Below are 17,042 nucleotides of genomic sequence, written 5' to 3' on the forward strand. Positions count from 1 at the left end.
GATAAAGAGGGGTTTTCCTTATGACGATGTTACACGTTCCGTTTCTTTGACCAACTGTTTCATTCGTTCGCGGTCACGTTCTAAAATAGGCTTCAAGTATAGACCTGTGTAAGAAGCTTTTTCTTTTGCAATGTGCTCAGGTGTTCCAGAGGCAATAATCGTTCCGCCGCCTGCACCGCCTTCTGGCCCTAGATCAACGAGGTAATCAGCGGCCTTGATAATATCAAGGTTGTGCTCAATGACCAAAACCGTATCCCCATTTTCGACCAAACGCTGAAGCACTTTTAATAAACGGGCAATATCATCCACATGAAGACCAGTTGTAGGCTCGTCTAAAATATAAAGAGACCTTCCGTTTGAACGGCGGTGAAGCTCAGATGCCAATTTCACACGCTGCGCCTCTCCCCCAGACAATGTCGTCGCAGGCTGTCCAAGGGTAATATACCCTAGCCCAACATCAAAGATCGTTTGAAGTTTACGCTTAATTTTCGGGATATTCTCGAAAAATTGAAGTGCGTCCTCCACAGTCATTTCAAGAACATCGGCAATATTTTTCCCTTTGTACGTGACCTCTAGTGTCTCGCGGTTATAACGTTTCCCGTGACACACTTCACAAGGTACATACACATCAGGTAAAAAGTGCATTTCAATTTTTATGATTCCATCTCCACGACACGCCTCACAGCGGCCGCCTTTGACGTTAAAGCTGAACCTGCCTTTTTTATAGCCACGGACCTTTGCTTCATTGGTTTGTGCAAAGACATCCCGCACGTCATCAAATACACCGGTATACGTGGCAGGGTTGGATCTTGGTGTACGGCCAATTGGAGATTGATCAATATCAATGACCTTATCTAAATGATCCATTCCTTTGATTTCTTTGTGCTGTCCTGGCTTCGCCTTCGCTCGATGCAGTTTTTGCGCAAGTGATTTCAATAGAATTTCATTCACAAGCGTACTTTTCCCTGAGCCAGACACACCCGTCACAGCTGTAAAGACGCCTAAAGGGAACTTCGCATTGACGTTTTTCAGGTTGTTTTCTTTTGCACCTTTAATTTCGATGTAGCGGCCGTCAGGCTTTCTTCTTTCAATTGGAAGCGGGATAAATTTATCACCAGATAAATATTGGCCTGTCAAAGATTTCGGGTCCTTCATGACTTCTTCTGGCGTTCCAGCCGAAATCACTTCTCCTCCATGAACGCCTGCTCCCGGTCCAATATCAATCAAATAATCAGCGGCAAGCATTGTATCTTCATCATGCTCCACGACAATCAGCGTGTTCCCGATGTCTCGCATGTTTTTCAATGTCCCGATCAACCGGTCATTATCACGCTGATGCAGACCAATAGATGGTTCATCTAATATATAAAGAACACCTGTCAGCCTTGAACCGATTTGAGTCGCCAGACGAATCCGCTGCGCCTCTCCGCCGGATAGTGTGCCAGCCGAGCGGCTCAATGTGAGGTAATCTAATCCCACATTATTTAAGAAGGACAAGCGCTCTTTGATTTCACGTAAAATGAGCTGAGCAATCTGCAAATCTTTTTCAGATAACTCGATTTTTTCATAGAGATCAAGTGCATCAGAGACAGACAAATCGGTAATTTCTCCGATGTGCTGGCCATTGATGAGAACCGCAAGCGTTTCTTTTTTCAAACGATACCCTTTACATGTCGGACAAGGCTGATTGGCCATATATTTTTCCATTTGTTCACGGATATAATCAGAGCTTGTTTCTTTATAACGTCGTTCAATGTTACGAAGGACACCTTCAAACTCAATTTCATTTTCACGTACCTGACCAAAATCATTTTCATATTTAAAATAAATCAACTCAGAGCCGCTGCCATATAAAATTTTATCGAATAAATGCGACGGTATATCTTTGACTGGAATGTCCATGTCGATTCCATAGTGCGTACATACAGCCTCAAGAAGCTGCGGATAGTATTGTGAGCTCTGCGGCTCCCATGGGGCAATGGCATGCTGTCGTAACGTCAAATCCTTGTTAGGAATGACAAGCTCAGGGTCAACTTCAAGTTTAGAGCCAAGCCCATCACAGCTCGGACAGGCACCAAAAGGACTATTAAATGAAAACATTCTCGGCTCAAGCTCACCAATAGAGAATCCGCAGTGCGGACAAGCATGATGTTCACTGAATAACAGCTCTTCTTGTCCAATCACATCAATCATGACCCGGCCTTCACCTAGACGAAGTGCCGATTCAAGGGAATCAGACAGCCTAGCTGCTACGCCTTCCTTCACCACAATCCGGTCAATTACGACTTCAATGGAATGTTTTTTATTCTTTTCGAGCTCGATATCTTCTGAAAGGTCTTCCATCTCTCCATCGACTCTCACTCGAACATAGCCCTGCTTCCGAATTTGATCAAGTACTTTGACATGTGTTCCTTTGCGGCCAGATACGACCGGCGCAAGCACTTGCAATTTCGTTCTTTCTGGATATTCTAAAATGCGATCTGTCATTTGCTCAATCGTTTGTGATGTAATTTCAATCCCGTGTATAGGACAAATAGGTTTTCCGACTCTAGCATATAATAGACGTAAGTAATCATAGATTTCAGTGACAGTTCCAACCGTTGATCTAGGGTTCCGGCTTGTTGTTTTTTGGTCAATACTAATCGCCGGAGAAAGACCTTCAATGGCATCTACATCTGGTTTATCCATTTGTCCGAGAAACTGGCGCGCATATGCTGAAAGAGATTCAACGTACCGGCGCTGACCTTCTGCATAAATGGTATCAAAGGCAAGCGACGATTTTCCTGAACCAGATAGCCCCGTAATGACCACTAGCTGGTCACGCGGGATATTCACATCGATATTTTTAAGGTTGTGGGCTCTAGCACCTTTCACCTCTATTCGTTCCATAGCCATCAGGCAATCATCCTTCCGCTTTTAGCTCTAGCAATAGATCTCTTAATTCTGCTGCTTTTTCAAAATCAAGCGCTTTTGCTGCATCTTTCATTTCCATCTCGACTTTTTCGATCACTTTTTCTCGTTCTTTTTTGCTCATTTTCGACAGCTTTGGAGCTGCTTTTGTTTCATATTCTTCCGATTCCTCATGTATCTTCGTTGCCTTAATGACATCTCTGATTTTCTTATGAATCGTTTGTGGGGTAATTTCAAATTTCTCGTTATATGCTTCTTGCTGTTCTCGTCTTCGCTTCGTTTCTTCAATCGCAATGTCCATTGATTTCGTCATTTTGTCTGCATACATAATGACCCGGCCTTCTGCATTTCTCGCTGCCCGGCCAATCGTCTGGATGAGGGATCTTTCAGAGCGTAAAAAGCCTTCTTTATCCGCATCTAAAATAGTCACGAGCGACACCTCTGGAATATCCAGCCCTTCACGAAGAAGGTTGATTCCAACGAGTACATCATATTTACCGAGGCGTAAATCACGGATAATCTCAATCCGCTCAAGGGTCTTAATTTCTGAATGCAGATAATTGACCTTGATCCCAATTTCTTTTAGATAATCTGTGAGATCCTCAGACATTTTCTTCGTCAAAGTAGTCACAAGCACACGCTCATTTTTCTCAACTCTTGCATGAATTTCTCCGATTAAATCATCGATTTGTCCTTCAATCGGACGGACTTCAATGATCGGATCCAGTAGACCAGTTGGGCGGATGATTTGTTCCACGACCTCTGGCGTTTTCTCAAGCTCGTACGGCCCTGGCGTTGCAGATACATGCACAATATGATTGATATGCTTTTCAAACTCATCAAAGGTGAGCGGTCTATTATCAAGTGCTGATGGCAGACGGAATCCGTGATCAACCAACACTTGTTTTCTTGCTTGGTCTCCGTTGTACATTGCTCGGATTTGCGGAATCGTCACGTGTGACTCATCGACAACAATCATAAAATCATCCGGGAAATAATCAAGCAGTGTGTAGGGTGTTGAACCAGGAGGGCGCAAGGTCAGATGTCTTGAATAGTTCTCGATTCCTGAACAAAAGCCCATCTCCCTCATCATCTCAAGATCATATCTTGTCCGCTGCTCAAGGCGCTGTGCTTCAAGCAACTTTCCGTTTTCACGAAGCTTTTCGAGCTGCTCTTCAAGCTCTTGCTCAATATTGATAATTGCTTTTTCCATTTTTTCTTCTCTTGTGACGAAGTGAGATGCTGGGAAAATAGCAACATGATCACGATCACCAAGTATTTCTCCAGTCAGTGCATCCACTTCACGAATACGTTCAATTTCATCACCGAAAAACTCCACTCTGATACAATGCTCATCTCGTGAAGCAGGAAAAATTTCAACGACGTCGCCCCGTACTCGGAAGGTTCCGCGCTGAAAATCTATATCATTACGAGAATACTGAATATCCACCAGCTTACGAAGAAGCTGATTGCGTTCAATTTCCATTTCAGTGCGCAAAGACAGCACAAGCTCTCGGTATTCCTCTGGCGAACCTAAGCCATAAATACAGGATACACTAGCAATGATGATGACATCTCTCCGCTCAAATAACGAGGATGTGGCGGAGTGTCTCAACTTATCTATCTCATCATTGATGCTGGCGTCCTTTTCAATAAATGTATCGGTCTGAGGAACATATGCCTCAGGCTGGTAATAATCATAGTAACTCACAAAATATTCGACAGCATTATTCGGAAAGAATTCCTTAAACTCACTGTATAACTGACCGGCAAGTGTCTTGTTATGCGCAATGACAAGTGTCGGCTTGTTCACTTCGTTGATCAGGTTTGATACAGTGAAGGTCTTTCCCGTACCTGTAGCACCTAACAGCGTTTGATGCTGTTTCCCCTGATGGATCCCCTCAACAAGCTTTTCAATCGCCTTCGGCTGATCTCCTTGGGGCTGATAGTTAGAAACTAATTCAAAGCGGTCACTCACATCAAAGCCTCCGTTTCGTTACGAAATCTATCTAATGAATATATTATCATAAAAGAACACAAAAATACGAACTAAAGTTCGTGTCTCACTTGATTTTTATTTCCAATACAGTCATACCCTCTCTCCCATGGCAAATAACCCTTCTAAGAAACCTTCCTTTCAGTATGGAACATTTTGGAGCGAGATATTCGATGAGCAGAAAAACATCACAAAAAAGAAAGCTGCGCTCACTAGAAATCGTAAGCACAGCTCCTGTTTTAAAAACGTCACCTTTCGGCCTATCACGATCACATCAATGATGTTTTTCAGCCTTCTCTCTTTTTTCGATTTCTTTCTTAGCCATAAACAATGCTCCAGCTACTAAAGAAATAATATCTAATCCTACGATAAAGTAGGTTTCTGTATAGCCTTTCATGTACGAGGCAAATAAAAGCGCTGCTGTTAATGCAATGCCCACGTAATGATTATAAGTCACCTTTGAAAATAAAATAACGAGCAGGAAAGGAAAAACAAGTGCGAATATGGCTTTTGTAATCACAAAAACCCTCCCTCTTCATGGTCTACTCCCTTGATTATAGTAAAGATTGGCATATTGAACAATTCACAGTTTTCGATTTCACCTTTTTTCTTCACGTTTGGTGACTTTTGTTATAGCTATAGAAGAAAATTAGTGAGAACGTCCCCTTTATAAAGATAGGTCTTTACGTCTTTGACAGTAACATCCAATAAATCCTATGATTAAAATGATAGTGCGCACTATCATTTTGAAAATAGAGAGACAAACAAACCATTGGCTTTTTGGATAAGGGGGCATTCCCATGTATTCAGTGTTATTTCATGCGGCTGAAGAATCCGCATCACTCGCAGGGGCAAAAGGCGTGAATTTGATCAAATTAAACAATCACGGCTTGCCAGTCCCAGATGGATTTATTATTAAAACCAACAGCTTTGCAAGCTTTCTTTCATATCACAATCTGCATTCAACTGAACAAAACCTTGCACAAAAAATCAAAAAAGCTTCGTTTCCTTCACAAATGGAAGCAGAGTTACTTTCATCCTTTCAATCATTGCTGAAGGCATATCCCTCAGTTGCTGTTCGATCCTCTTCTGTTGCTGAAGATCTCGAAGGTGCCTCATTTGCAGGACAGTACGAGACCTATTTAAATATCAAGACAAATGAAGAATTTTTGCAGGCTGTCAAAGAATGCTGGTCTTCTTATTTTGCAGCAAGAGTCACAGAATATAAGGAAGAGATGGATGAAAACGAGGAAGAGATACCGCTCATGGCTGTCGTCGTTCAAGGATTGATCCATTCTGACGTCTCCGGTGTCATCTTTAGTGAAAATCCGGTATCAGGAAAAACAAACGAAGTCATGATGACAGCAAGCTACGGATTAGGAGAAGCGATCGTCTCTGGTCTCGTGACACCTGACACGTTTATTGTAGACAAAGAGACGTTTTCTATTGAAAAATCACTGGGAACAAAAGAACTGCAAATTGTTCCTTACCAAGAGGGCGTCATTGAACAGCCTGTATCCGAGGAAATGGCTGGCCAATTTTGCCTGCATGATGATCAATTGGTAGAAATCATGCAAATCACCAAACAAGTAGAAACACTTTACGGACATGGAGTAGATATCGAATTCGGAATATCAAATGGTACTTTTTATTTGCTTCAAGCAAGACCGATTACCGCTTCACTGCCAAAAACAGCAAATGAAGCAGCAGGTGCTTCTTTACAAATTCAGCCAGAAGAGCTGCAGGATTTCTGGATTTCAATGGACGATCATATGCCAGGCCCAACGAGTCCTCTTTTCTCAAGCTTAATCATACCTGCTTTAAAAAGCGGGATGAAGAAAAATGGAGAAAAGTATCAAGTACCTGATCTCAACATCAAAGATATCAAGCTTTATAGAGGTCACCTGTATTCTGCACCGTCTATGCCTGAAGCAGGAACAGAAACTGCACAAGTTTTTGATGAGAGCATATTTGAGTTATTTCCCAATTTAAGTGAACGTATGTATGAAATTCTAGAGCAAAACTTCTATCCATTTTATGAAAAACTTGATCGTCAAATAAACGAACCTATGACCATTGAAGAAGCAATCATCGGCTTCGAAGAATTAAAGGCTTTTTATATACAAGCGTACGAGGATCATTTTGATATCGTCATACCACAAGTCATTCTATCTGCTATGATTGAAGACATGCTTGTAACATATACCGGTGATCAAAAACAAGTCGTCTTGTTACATGAGATGATGATAGGCGTGATGAACAAATCTCTTGAAACAGACCAGAAGCTATCTGATCTAGCAAAGGATGTCCTTCAGGATGAAGAACTTCTTCATACATTTACAAACCATGAAGCGAATCCAGAACTATTATATGCACTTAATCACACGGATAAAGGAAAACATTTCATTTCGAAAATGGAGGAATTTCTCCAAATCTATGGCTGGCGATCTGTTAAAAGTCATGACTTTACGGAAGAGACATGGGTGGAAAACCCTGAGTTTATCTTAGATATCCTCAGAAATAACATTCAGAACCAATGTGATTTTGATGAAGAATTTGCACAAGCAGTGATCAAAAGACGTGAGACTTATAAGCAATTTATGAGTGAAGTGAAAGATGAAGTGTTTAAAGCAAAATTTGAGAAACTTTATCATTTTGCGCTCCAGGCAGCCAATATCCGAGATGATCATCACTTCTACATTGATGCCATGTTAGATGCAAAAGCTAGACTATATCTATTAAAAATTGGTGAACTCCTTGCACAAAAAGGAGCCATTCCTCATCAAGAAGATCTGTGGTATCTCTACGATGAAGAAGTACACAAAGCGCTCACAACTTCTATCACATACGATTCGGTCATACAGCAGAGAAAAATTGAAATGAAAGAAAATGAAGCCATTCAACCACCAGCTTATACAGGTACTCCATCTGAGGCTGAATTACAGCAAGTAGAAAGAATGCTCGGTTCATTAAGAGAAAATGAAAACAACACAGACGATGTGATCCATGGAATTGGAGCGTCAAGCGGCATTGTTTCCGGAAGAGTAAGAGTCATTACATGCGCCGATGAATTTTCACAATTTCAAAAGGATGACATTTTAGTTTGTAAAACAACCACACCTTTATGGACGAGCTTATTTAGAGACGCAAAAGCAGTGATCACCGATTCTGGAGGCATTTTGTCACATTCCGCTATTATCGCTAGAGAGTATATGATGCCTGCTGTTCTAGGTACAAGAATAGCCACTGAAAAACTCCAAACGGGTGACCTTGTGACAGTAGATGGTGCGAATGGACGTATTCAGTTATTAAAGCAACATTCAAGGGCATAAACCTATTATTTGGGATCATATTGGCGGTCATGTATTTTATCGGTATACTTACTTTGTTGCAAACACATTCATAACCTGAGGTGAGTATGCTTGTTAAAATCAACCAATCAACGAATCATTCGCGCAACGATGGATTTATTGTCTGAAAAGGGCTATCAAAAAACAACAACAAAAGAAATTGCGACAAAAGCGAATGTGAGTGAAGCGACAATTTTCCGTAACTTTAAAAACAAACGTGGCGTCATTGCTGCCATTATGAAAATGAAATCAACACCAACAAAAACCCTAGAAGCAGAATTCAAAGGAGATTTATACACTGATTTAAAATTTCTGGGCACCTATTTCCTTGAAGATTTGACTTCAAAAAGAGAATTTATCTATATTAGCATGAGAGAACCCACTATGTTTAAGGATTTAACAGATCATGAAAAACTTTATCCTCAAGAACTGAGGGAAATGCTGATACAATATTTCAAAACGATGGGTGCTCAGCATCATGTATTAAAAGGAAATGAAGAAATCTATGCAGACATTTTCATTAGTACGTATTTCGGTTTTTTCATTCAACAGCTAGAACAAGACTTAAAATTCGTTTTAACACAGAAAGAAGACTTTATTGAGACATGCACACACATTTTCATGAGAGGAATTTCTCCCGCTTAAAGGGTGAAATTCTTCTTTTTTACAAAAGGTGGTATACACATTGAGGTTAAAAAAAGAGAGCTTGATCATCTATTCTTTGTTACTTGGAGCTATATTAGTTCCGGTCAATTCAACCATGATCGCAGTCGCTCTATCATCCATATCAACTTATTATGAACAATCCATTTCAAACATTACTTGGGTTGTCACGATTTACCTTATCGTCATGGCGGTCACTCAGCCTATCGCTGGAAAGCTAGGAGATATATACGGCCACCGCAACATGTATTTAGTCGGGGTGATGCTTTTTTTGATTGGCTCGATTGGATGTGCTTTTGCACCTAATCTTGCTTTTCTTATCACCTTTCGATCAATCCAAGCAGCCGGTGGAGCTATTTTAACACCGAACAGCATTGCATTGATTCGTGCAACGGTATCACCTGAAAAACTGTCTAAAACAATGGGGTATTTTGGTTTTGGAGCAGGTATTGGTGCTGCACTTGGGCCTTTTATTGGCTCGATTCTCATTCAGAGCTTTGATTGGCATTCTATTTTCTTAGTAAATATCCCATTTTTGTTCCTCACACTTGTCACAGGCGTTTTACTCATTCCGAAAATGAAGCATACACGCTTACAAGCAAGTGTAGACATCGTCGGTTCATTGTACTTAACCATCGGGATTGCCACCCTCATTCTGTGCACAAAAAGCCAAGTATTAAATGAATACTTGGTCTATGGGATTCTAGCATTGATCGCGATACCTTTATTCTTCAAACATATACGGAAAGTAAAGAATCCGATCATTGATTTGTCACTATTTAAAAACAGTGCTTTTACAAACGCCAACCTTTCTATCATGCTAAGCAATTTTGTCATGTACGCCATCCTTCTCATTATGCCGCTGTTTATGGAACAACAACTTGCACTTTCTCATACACAAAGCGGTATTATTCTTTCGGTCTTTTCACTTTGTATGTCTATAAGTGGCTTGCTCGGGGCAAAGCTCCATCCGAGAAAAGGCGCCAAAAAAATGATTCGATTTTCATTTCTCTGCCTTACTTTATCAGGCATCATGCTTATCACACTAAACAGTTATCCAAGTTTACCACTTCTCATTATCACATTAGTCGCAGGTGGAATTTCATCAGGAATTGGTATGACCAGTATGCAGATGGCTTCTTTAACATCCGTTGATCAAAACTTATCTGGTTCGGCATCTGGTATTTTCTCTACCTTTCGATATTTTGGCAGTATCATATCGTCTACATTGATTGGTATTATGAGTGGTTTTCAAGCTCTATTTATTGTATTAATGGGCGCGGGAATCCTTGGTTTCCTTTTATCTCAACGCATAAAAACAAAATCCACCTCTCCATCATCGGGGCATTCTGCTTAATGACTCCCTTCGCTCTATGTTTATTTAGGGCGGGGGAGTTTTGATTATTTGTATCACTGTAAGCTTAAACATCACGATAATCAAACCGTGAAAATCGTCTTTTATAGATAGAAAAAGGTCATAAGATAAGACGAAAAAGGAATTTTAGCTGAAAGTTGTCCCACTTCACAATCTAAAAGCTTTTTTTCATATCTTCCAGCAATGATAACTTCGATTTTTTTTCACAATTTTTGTGGTATGCTTTTTGAAAATAGAGGACGCAAAGGAGCGGAAGGATGGAACGTGTGAAATATTATTTGATCTGTTTGTCAGCTCTACTGTTTTTCCTGTCGGGATGCGGAAAAGACCAGCAATTTACGCCACCTGGCAGCACGCAATCGTTTGCTGTGATTTCTCAATTAAAAAAAGCCTCCTTTTCAATTGTAGATTTACAAAAGAATAAAATTGTCTCTTCCGTTGATTTAAAACATCCACTCACTGATCTCATTCAAATCAACAAAGACGTCATCATTGCGACAAGCAAAGAAGGACAATCCCTGATAGAAATCAATTTAAAAAAAGGGACAGCAACAGATTATATGGACGTGAATAAAGGGCTGACTTCACTTACATATGATGCAGCTTCTCACACTTTACTTGTAGCGGATTCAAAGAAGAATGTCGTTTATTTTATTGATACACAGAGCAAAAAAATAAAAGCAACTGTGAAGACCGGAAAGTCACCCTCGTCTATGGCGCTTTCTTCTTCAGGAACTTTGTTTGTTTTAAACACAGAAAGTCATACAGTTTCAGTCATAGATATTGAAAAAGAAAAAAATACACGTACGATTTCTGTACTAGAACGACCTTCTGGCATTCATTTTGATGGACATTCCATTTGGATTGGCGGACACGGTAAATCTGGCACCTTAAATAAAAGCATTTTTGCTTACGACCCTAAAACAGGTAAAAAACAGCGCGAAATCAAACTAGGCGTCATGCCAGTTGCATTTTTCTCAGAGAAAGATTCCTCTACTTTATATGTACTATGTCATGGAGACCATACGCTATACAAAGTAGATACAGAGACGAATCAGCAGCTTGCTTCTATTGAAACCGGTCAAAATCCGAATTATATCACCGCCGATACCAAATCAATATATGTGAGTAACTTAGATGACAATTCAGTATCAGTCATCGATAAACATACATTCATGATGAAAAAACGACTGAATGTCCCATCAGGGCCCTATGCTATCGTGTTGGAGGAAAAGAAATGAAAGAACAGATGCATATTTTAATAGTAGATGATGAGTTAGATATGCTTGAGTTAATCGGCTCCTTTTTGCAAAAACAAGGCTTTCATATTATCACTGCAAACAGTGGAATGGATGCCTTACATCAGCTTAAAAGGGAACCCGTTGACCTTGTTGTATTGGATATCATGATGCCTGATATGGATGGATTCGAAGTCTGCCAGCGTATTCGACAAACATCCCAAATTCCCATTTTATTTTTAACAGCTAGAAGTTATGAGGAGGATCGAATTAGAGGACTTGAAATTGGAGCGGATGACTACATCATGAAGCCTTTCAGTCTGCGTGAGCTTGCAGCAAGAATTGAAACGACCTTAAGACGAATTAGGGGTCTTTCGCTAAAGCGCAGCCGAATGCAGATCGGCGACTTGGAGATTGATCAAGATGGCAGACAAGTCTACCTCCATCAAGAGCCCATTAATTTAACTAGAAGAGAATTTGATTTACTCATGTTTCTTCTTCTTAATCAGGGCCAAGTTTTTTCCCGTGAACAGCTCTATCAAAAATTGTGGGAAACACACTCGACCAGTGGTTCTTTAAGAACAGTCGATACACATATTAAAACGCTACGACTGAAATTAAAGGGAGCTGAACGGCTTATTAAAACCGTTTGGGGTGTCGGCTATAAGTTTGAGGAGGAGGAATGAAGCCGTTATCCATTAAAAAGAAAGTACTCTTCTTAATCCTTGCAGTTACCGGAATTGTTGCAGCCTCAGCTCTCGCACTTACCTATTACTTATACCAGCACTTATATATTGATAAACAAATTGATTCCTTAAGTTTACAAGGAAAGAAGCTGGCAGAAATCTATCACAAACACGGTAAAGACACGTATTTTACCGATAGAATCAAATGGGCAAATGACTCAAGTGAGGCGAACATTATTTTCACAGATGACCCAATGGAGCTTTCAAGTGGTATCCCTTTTGATACGAACACAAATGATAACCTCATCACGTTCAAGGAACGCCAAAAGCTTCTTCAAGGGGAAACCGTCGTGTTAATTAGAGAACATCCACAGTTTCACCAAGATATTCTCGGTATCGCCATCCCTGTTTTCTCAAACAAAGATGACCTATCGGGGACAATTTTTCTCTCGATGCCCTTATCCGATGTTTATGAACCATTTGTCCAAATCAGATTGACACTTGGCGTATCCATTTTATTTATTCTTCTGCTGATTTTCTTTATCGGATATAAAAGTTCCAATAAAGTCGTGCGGACGATTAATAAAATGAAAGAAATTGCAATGGAAATGGAATCTGGTGATTTTTCAAAACGCATGGCTGTGACTAAAAAAGGGGATGAGTTAAACCAGCTTAGCCGTTCCTTTAATAAACTCTCTTCTACCCTTGAAAAGGTTGAACAGCACCGCAGAGAATTTCTTGCTAATGTCTCTCACGAACTTAGGACTCCTTTAAGTTATATGAAAGGATATGCAGAAGGAATTGAAGAGGGTGTCATTGATCAAAAAAAAGGAATGCAAATCATCCAAGATGAAGCCACACGTTTAAGCCGGCTTGTTCACGATCTTTTAGACCTTGCGCAGTTAGAGGGGGATTCTTATCCTCTAACAACAGAGCCAATCGTGTTTGCACAGCTTATCCATGATGTTCTTGATCAAATGGCATTCATCGCTAATCAAAAGGGCATTTCTCTCAAACGGACACTTGAAGAGGATTGTATTGTTTATGGTGATAGCGATCGACTGCAACAAGTGGTTCGTAATTTACTGGACAATGCCATTCATTACACTCCATCTGGGAAGTCAATTTCGATTGAATTACATGTTCAGCAAAACACTGCTGAATTGAGAGTGACGGACGAAGGCAATGGCATTCCAAAAGAAGATCTTCCGCATGTTTCTGAGCGATTTTATCGAGTAAATAAGGCACGCACGAGAAAGGATGGCGGCTCTGGGCTTGGACTAGCCATTGTCTATCAAATTATTAAAAAACATCATGGCACATTTAATATTCAATCTAAGCCTGGACTCGGTACGACAGCCATCATTCAGCTGCCAAATGCTTCATTCAATGAAAACTTGCCTACTCAATAACAAATCACAGATCTTGTCACACTTTCATTTGGAACCTTTCCTTTCTCTTATAGACCAGTATCAATAGCATATGTATACAACTTGAACAGCTCTTTTCAACAAGAGCTGTTTTTATTCCCCTAAAACATAAAGAATTGGTCTTTTTTTATTAACAATTTATTCATATTTGCTTGTTACACTTTTTTCAAGTTAAGAAAAAGGAGTGACATGCTTTTGATCAGACGTTTACAGAAATTTGATATTTATTTATTTTTCATATTGATCTTATCTGCCATCTTAAACATTTATCACATTTGGAATGATGATACGGTGAATGCGTATTATACTGCCGCTGTCACAAGTATGATGCAAAGTTGGCATAATTTCTTCTTTGCTTCATTTGATCCAGCAGGGTATGTCACGGTGGATAAACCCCCGCTTGCCTTCTGGCTGCAAACGATCAGTGCCAAAATTTTTGGTTTACATGGATGGAGTGTGATCTTGCCTCAAGCTTTGGCTGGTATTGGATCTGTTTACTTAATCTACCGACTTGTCAAACCAACATTCGGCCAGGCCGCTGCAAGACTGGCTGCACTCATCATGGCTTGTACACCAATCGCAGTCGCTGTATCTCGTACAAATAACATTGACAGCTTACTTGTTTTTATCCTTTTACTAGCAACAGGTATGATGTTCAAGGCTGTGAAACAGCAAAAGGTGCTTTGGGCGATCGCTTCATTTGCAATGATCGGCGTCGGCTTTAATGCAAAGATGCTGCAAGCCTATATGATCGTACCAGCACTCATCCTTTTTTACATCATAGCTTATCGCACGACATGGAAGAGAAAATTACTTTCACTGATGATTTCAATGATTGTTCTTTTAGGTGTATCTGCTTCTTGGTCAATAGCCGTTGATCTCATCTCAAAAGACAATCGCCCTTATATGGGATCAAGTCAATCAAATTCTGCACTAGAACTAGCCTTTGGCTACAACGGTCTCCAGCGGCTGACTGGTCAACAGTCTGGCGGAGGTGGTGGAATGGGCGGCGGCTCAAGTGAGGGTGAAGGTCAACCACCTTCACAGCAGGATGATCAGCAAAACGATAATGATTCATCCACCATGCCTCAGCCGCCATCTAATGGAAATCAAAGCAGCTCAGACAGCTCCAATCAATCTTCCGGACAGGAACAGCCGTCTATGCAAGGACCGCCAAGTAGCACAAATGGCACGACACCACCTGACATGCCTTCTGGAGGTGGAAGTGCTGATGGACCGCCAAATGGCGGTGGCGGAAAAATGGGAAATGGCTCTGGCATGTTTGGTACAGGAACAAAAGGTCCATTACGTCTGTTCCAATCTGAACTGTCCGATCAAATCAGCTGGCTGCTTCCATTTGCTCTTATTGGCACAATTGGCATCTTCTTCTCAACAGCTTTTGACAGAAGACGTCTCAATACAAAACAAAAGGAAACGCTATTTTGGTTAGCTTGGCTTATACCCGTTGCTGGATTTTTCAGTGTAGCTGGATTTTTCCACCACTATTATTTAATCATGCTGGCACCGCCAATTGCCGTATTAGCTGGAGCAGGCTGGGTCTCTATGACTCAATTATTCCAAACAGGGACCGGCTTTAAAAAATGGCTGCTTCCGATGGCTATTTTGGTGACAACAGCATTTGAAATCTTTATCTTATCCACCTTTACGAGCACGATTGGTCTTGTGTTAAGCATTGCGGTTGGTCTCATCGGCGTTGGATCCGTCCTTGCCCTGCTCTTTATAAAAGGAAAAGAAAAACTAAAACAACTGACGTCTCTCATCGCCATCCTTGGCATGCTCATCGCACCACTGTTCTGGGCAAGCACACCTCTTCTTTACGGAGGAAACAGCATGTTACCAGAGGCTGGTCCCCAGCTTGCAACTTCAAGCGGCATCATGAATTCACAGGTGAATGAGAAGTTGATCAGCTACCTTGAGAAAAACAATACAGGGGAAGCCTTCCTGTTTGGTACAACAGATGCAACCACAGCTTCCCCTTACATTATTAAGACAGGGAAAGCGGTTATGGCACTAGGTGGATTTAGTGGCTCAGATAACATTTTAACGCTTAGCGAATTTAAACAGCTCGTCAAAGACGGAAAAATCAAATACTTCTATCTCTCTGGTATGAGAGGCGGAAGCTCAGACATTCTGAACTGGATTCAGAAAAACGGCAAAGAAGTGTCTACTTCTAAATGGCAGAGCACTTCTACATCCAAAACGAAGCAACAAACAGGCAGCACTGACAGCAAACAATCTGAACAACCTGATCAGTCAAATGGACGAATGGGCGGAATGGAGAGTGGCACCCTTTACGAACTATCCGTTGATTAATTCATCTATTAAAAGGAGGAAAATGGCTGATGGAAAAAAGCATACAATATTCGATTGTTGTCCCAGTCTATAATGAAGAACTTGTCATCCATGAATCGTATCAGCGACTTAAAACCGTTATGGATTCGACGGGAGAAGCATATGAGCTTCTCTTCGTCAATGACGGCAGTATGGATCGAACAGCTGAAATGATAAAAGGATATTGCCAGACTGATCCGAATGTGAGACTCATTGATTTTTCTCGTAACTTTGGGCATCAAATTGCGATTACAGCTGGCATGGATTATGCAAAGGGTCAGGCCATCGTGGTCATCGATGCAGATTTACAAGATCCGCCCGAATTGATATTAGAGATGATTGCAAAATGGAAGGAAGGCTATGAAGTGGTATACGCCGTCCGCACCAAGCGAAAAGGCGAAACATTTTTCAAAAAACACACCGCCTCCCTTTTCTATCGGGTTCTACGTCAAATCACCGAAGTAGACATTCCCATCGACACTGGCGACTTCAGGTTGATGGATCGTAAGGTGTGTCATGAAATGAGAAAAATACGGGAGAAAAATCCATTTGTTCGCGGCTTAGTCAGCTGGGTCGGCTTCAAACAAATTGCCGTAGAATACGTTCGAGATGAGCGGCTAGCAGGAGAAACGAAGTATCCTCTCAAAAAGATGCTCAAGCTATCGATGGACGGAATCACCTCTTTCTCCTATAAACCTTTAAAGCTAGCCAGTGTGGCAGGCATTGCCCTTTCTGCTATTGGATTCATTTCGATGTTCCTTGTTTTGTACTTAAAGCTTTTTACCAATAGCACGATTACTGGCTGGAGTTCATTAATTGTCATTCAGCTGTTCTTTAGCGGCATCACCCTCTTCATGCTGGGAATGATCGGAGAATATATTGGCCGAATTTACGATGAAGCGAAGGACCGGCCGCTTTATATCGTCAGGGAGAGCTACGGGCTTCAAGCAAAGCCGCACCCGGTTCAATCCCCTGTTCATTTCAAGCACTACAAACAGCATTAAAAAAAGCGTGCGAGACCTTCTCGAAAAGGTCCAGCACG

Annotated in this window: 11 protein-coding genes; 8 read left to right on the plus strand and 3 right to left on the minus strand. The window is 41.0% G+C overall.

Translation table 11 applies throughout. The features are described 5' to 3' along the window. Positions 1–18: 18 nt before the first annotated feature. From uvrA to C6W18_RS07545, 3 genes are all read right to left on the minus strand, one after another. Positions 19–2,895 (minus strand): excinuclease ABC subunit UvrA, encoded by a 2,877-nt coding sequence (uvrA, locus tag C6W18_RS07530; RefSeq protein WP_105927014.1) that lies wholly within the window; start codon positions 2,893–2,895, stop codon positions 19–21. Positions 2,896–2,902: 7 nt separating this feature from the next. Beyond that, positions 2,903–4,888 (minus strand): excinuclease ABC subunit UvrB, encoded by a 1,986-nt coding sequence (uvrB, locus tag C6W18_RS07535; protein ID WP_105927016.1) that lies wholly within the window; start codon positions 4,886–4,888, stop codon positions 2,903–2,905. A 292-nt stretch (positions 4,889–5,180) separates the two neighbouring features. After that, positions 5,181–5,426, minus strand: coding sequence for a CsbA family protein (locus C6W18_RS07545; RefSeq protein ID WP_034318699.1), 246 nt, complete (start codon positions 5,424–5,426; stop codon positions 5,181–5,183). A 280-nt stretch (positions 5,427–5,706) separates the two neighbouring features. On the opposite strand from C6W18_RS07545, the gene C6W18_RS07550 reads away from it, so the two are divergent. From C6W18_RS07550 to C6W18_RS07585, 8 genes are all read left to right on the plus strand, one after another. Beyond that, on the plus strand, positions 5,707–8,238 hold the full coding sequence (locus C6W18_RS07550; RefSeq protein WP_105927018.1) for a PEP/pyruvate-binding domain-containing protein: 2,532 nt from the start codon (positions 5,707–5,709) through the stop codon (positions 8,236–8,238). Positions 8,239–8,328: 90 nt separating this feature from the next. Continuing rightward, positions 8,329–8,901 carry a TetR/AcrR family transcriptional regulator gene (locus tag C6W18_RS07555; RefSeq protein WP_105927020.1) on the plus strand — a complete coding sequence of 191 codons (573 nt, stop codon included), beginning with the start codon at positions 8,329–8,331 and terminating at the stop codon, positions 8,899–8,901. Positions 8,902–8,941: 40 nt separating this feature from the next. After that, entirely contained in the window at positions 8,942–10,276 is a 1,335-nt protein-coding gene (locus tag C6W18_RS07560) for an MFS transporter (protein ID WP_105927022.1), read from the plus strand. Positions 10,277–10,551: 275 nt separating this feature from the next. Beyond that, complete coding sequence (locus C6W18_RS07565; protein ID WP_105927024.1) at positions 10,552–11,535, plus strand: YncE family protein; 984 nt, start codon at positions 10,552–10,554, stop codon at positions 11,533–11,535. Continuing rightward, complete coding sequence (locus tag C6W18_RS07570) at positions 11,532–12,218, plus strand: response regulator transcription factor (protein WP_105927026.1); 687 nt, start codon at positions 11,532–11,534, stop codon at positions 12,216–12,218. The genes C6W18_RS07565 and C6W18_RS07570 overlap by 4 nt, the downstream gene beginning before the upstream one ends. Then, on the plus strand, positions 12,215–13,630 hold the full coding sequence (locus C6W18_RS07575; RefSeq protein ID WP_105927028.1) for a HAMP domain-containing sensor histidine kinase: 1,416 nt from the start codon (positions 12,215–12,217) through the stop codon (positions 13,628–13,630). The genes C6W18_RS07570 and C6W18_RS07575 overlap by 4 nt, the downstream gene beginning before the upstream one ends. Before the next feature lie 213 nt (positions 13,631–13,843). Then, positions 13,844–15,982, plus strand: coding sequence for an ArnT family glycosyltransferase (locus C6W18_RS07580; protein WP_105927030.1), 2,139 nt, complete (start codon positions 13,844–13,846; stop codon positions 15,980–15,982). Between the two features lie 29 nt (positions 15,983–16,011). Beyond that, positions 16,012–17,004 (plus strand): glycosyltransferase family 2 protein, encoded by a 993-nt coding sequence (locus C6W18_RS07585; RefSeq protein ID WP_105927032.1) that lies wholly within the window; start codon positions 16,012–16,014, stop codon positions 17,002–17,004. The last annotated feature ends 38 nt before the right edge of the window (positions 17,005–17,042 follow it).

The sequence above is a fragment of the Bacillus sp. LLTC93 genome (assembly GCF_002993125.1).
In the GTDB taxonomy this organism is placed as follows: domain Bacteria; phylum Bacillota; class Bacilli; order Bacillales; family Bacillaceae; genus Bacillus; species Bacillus zhangzhouensis.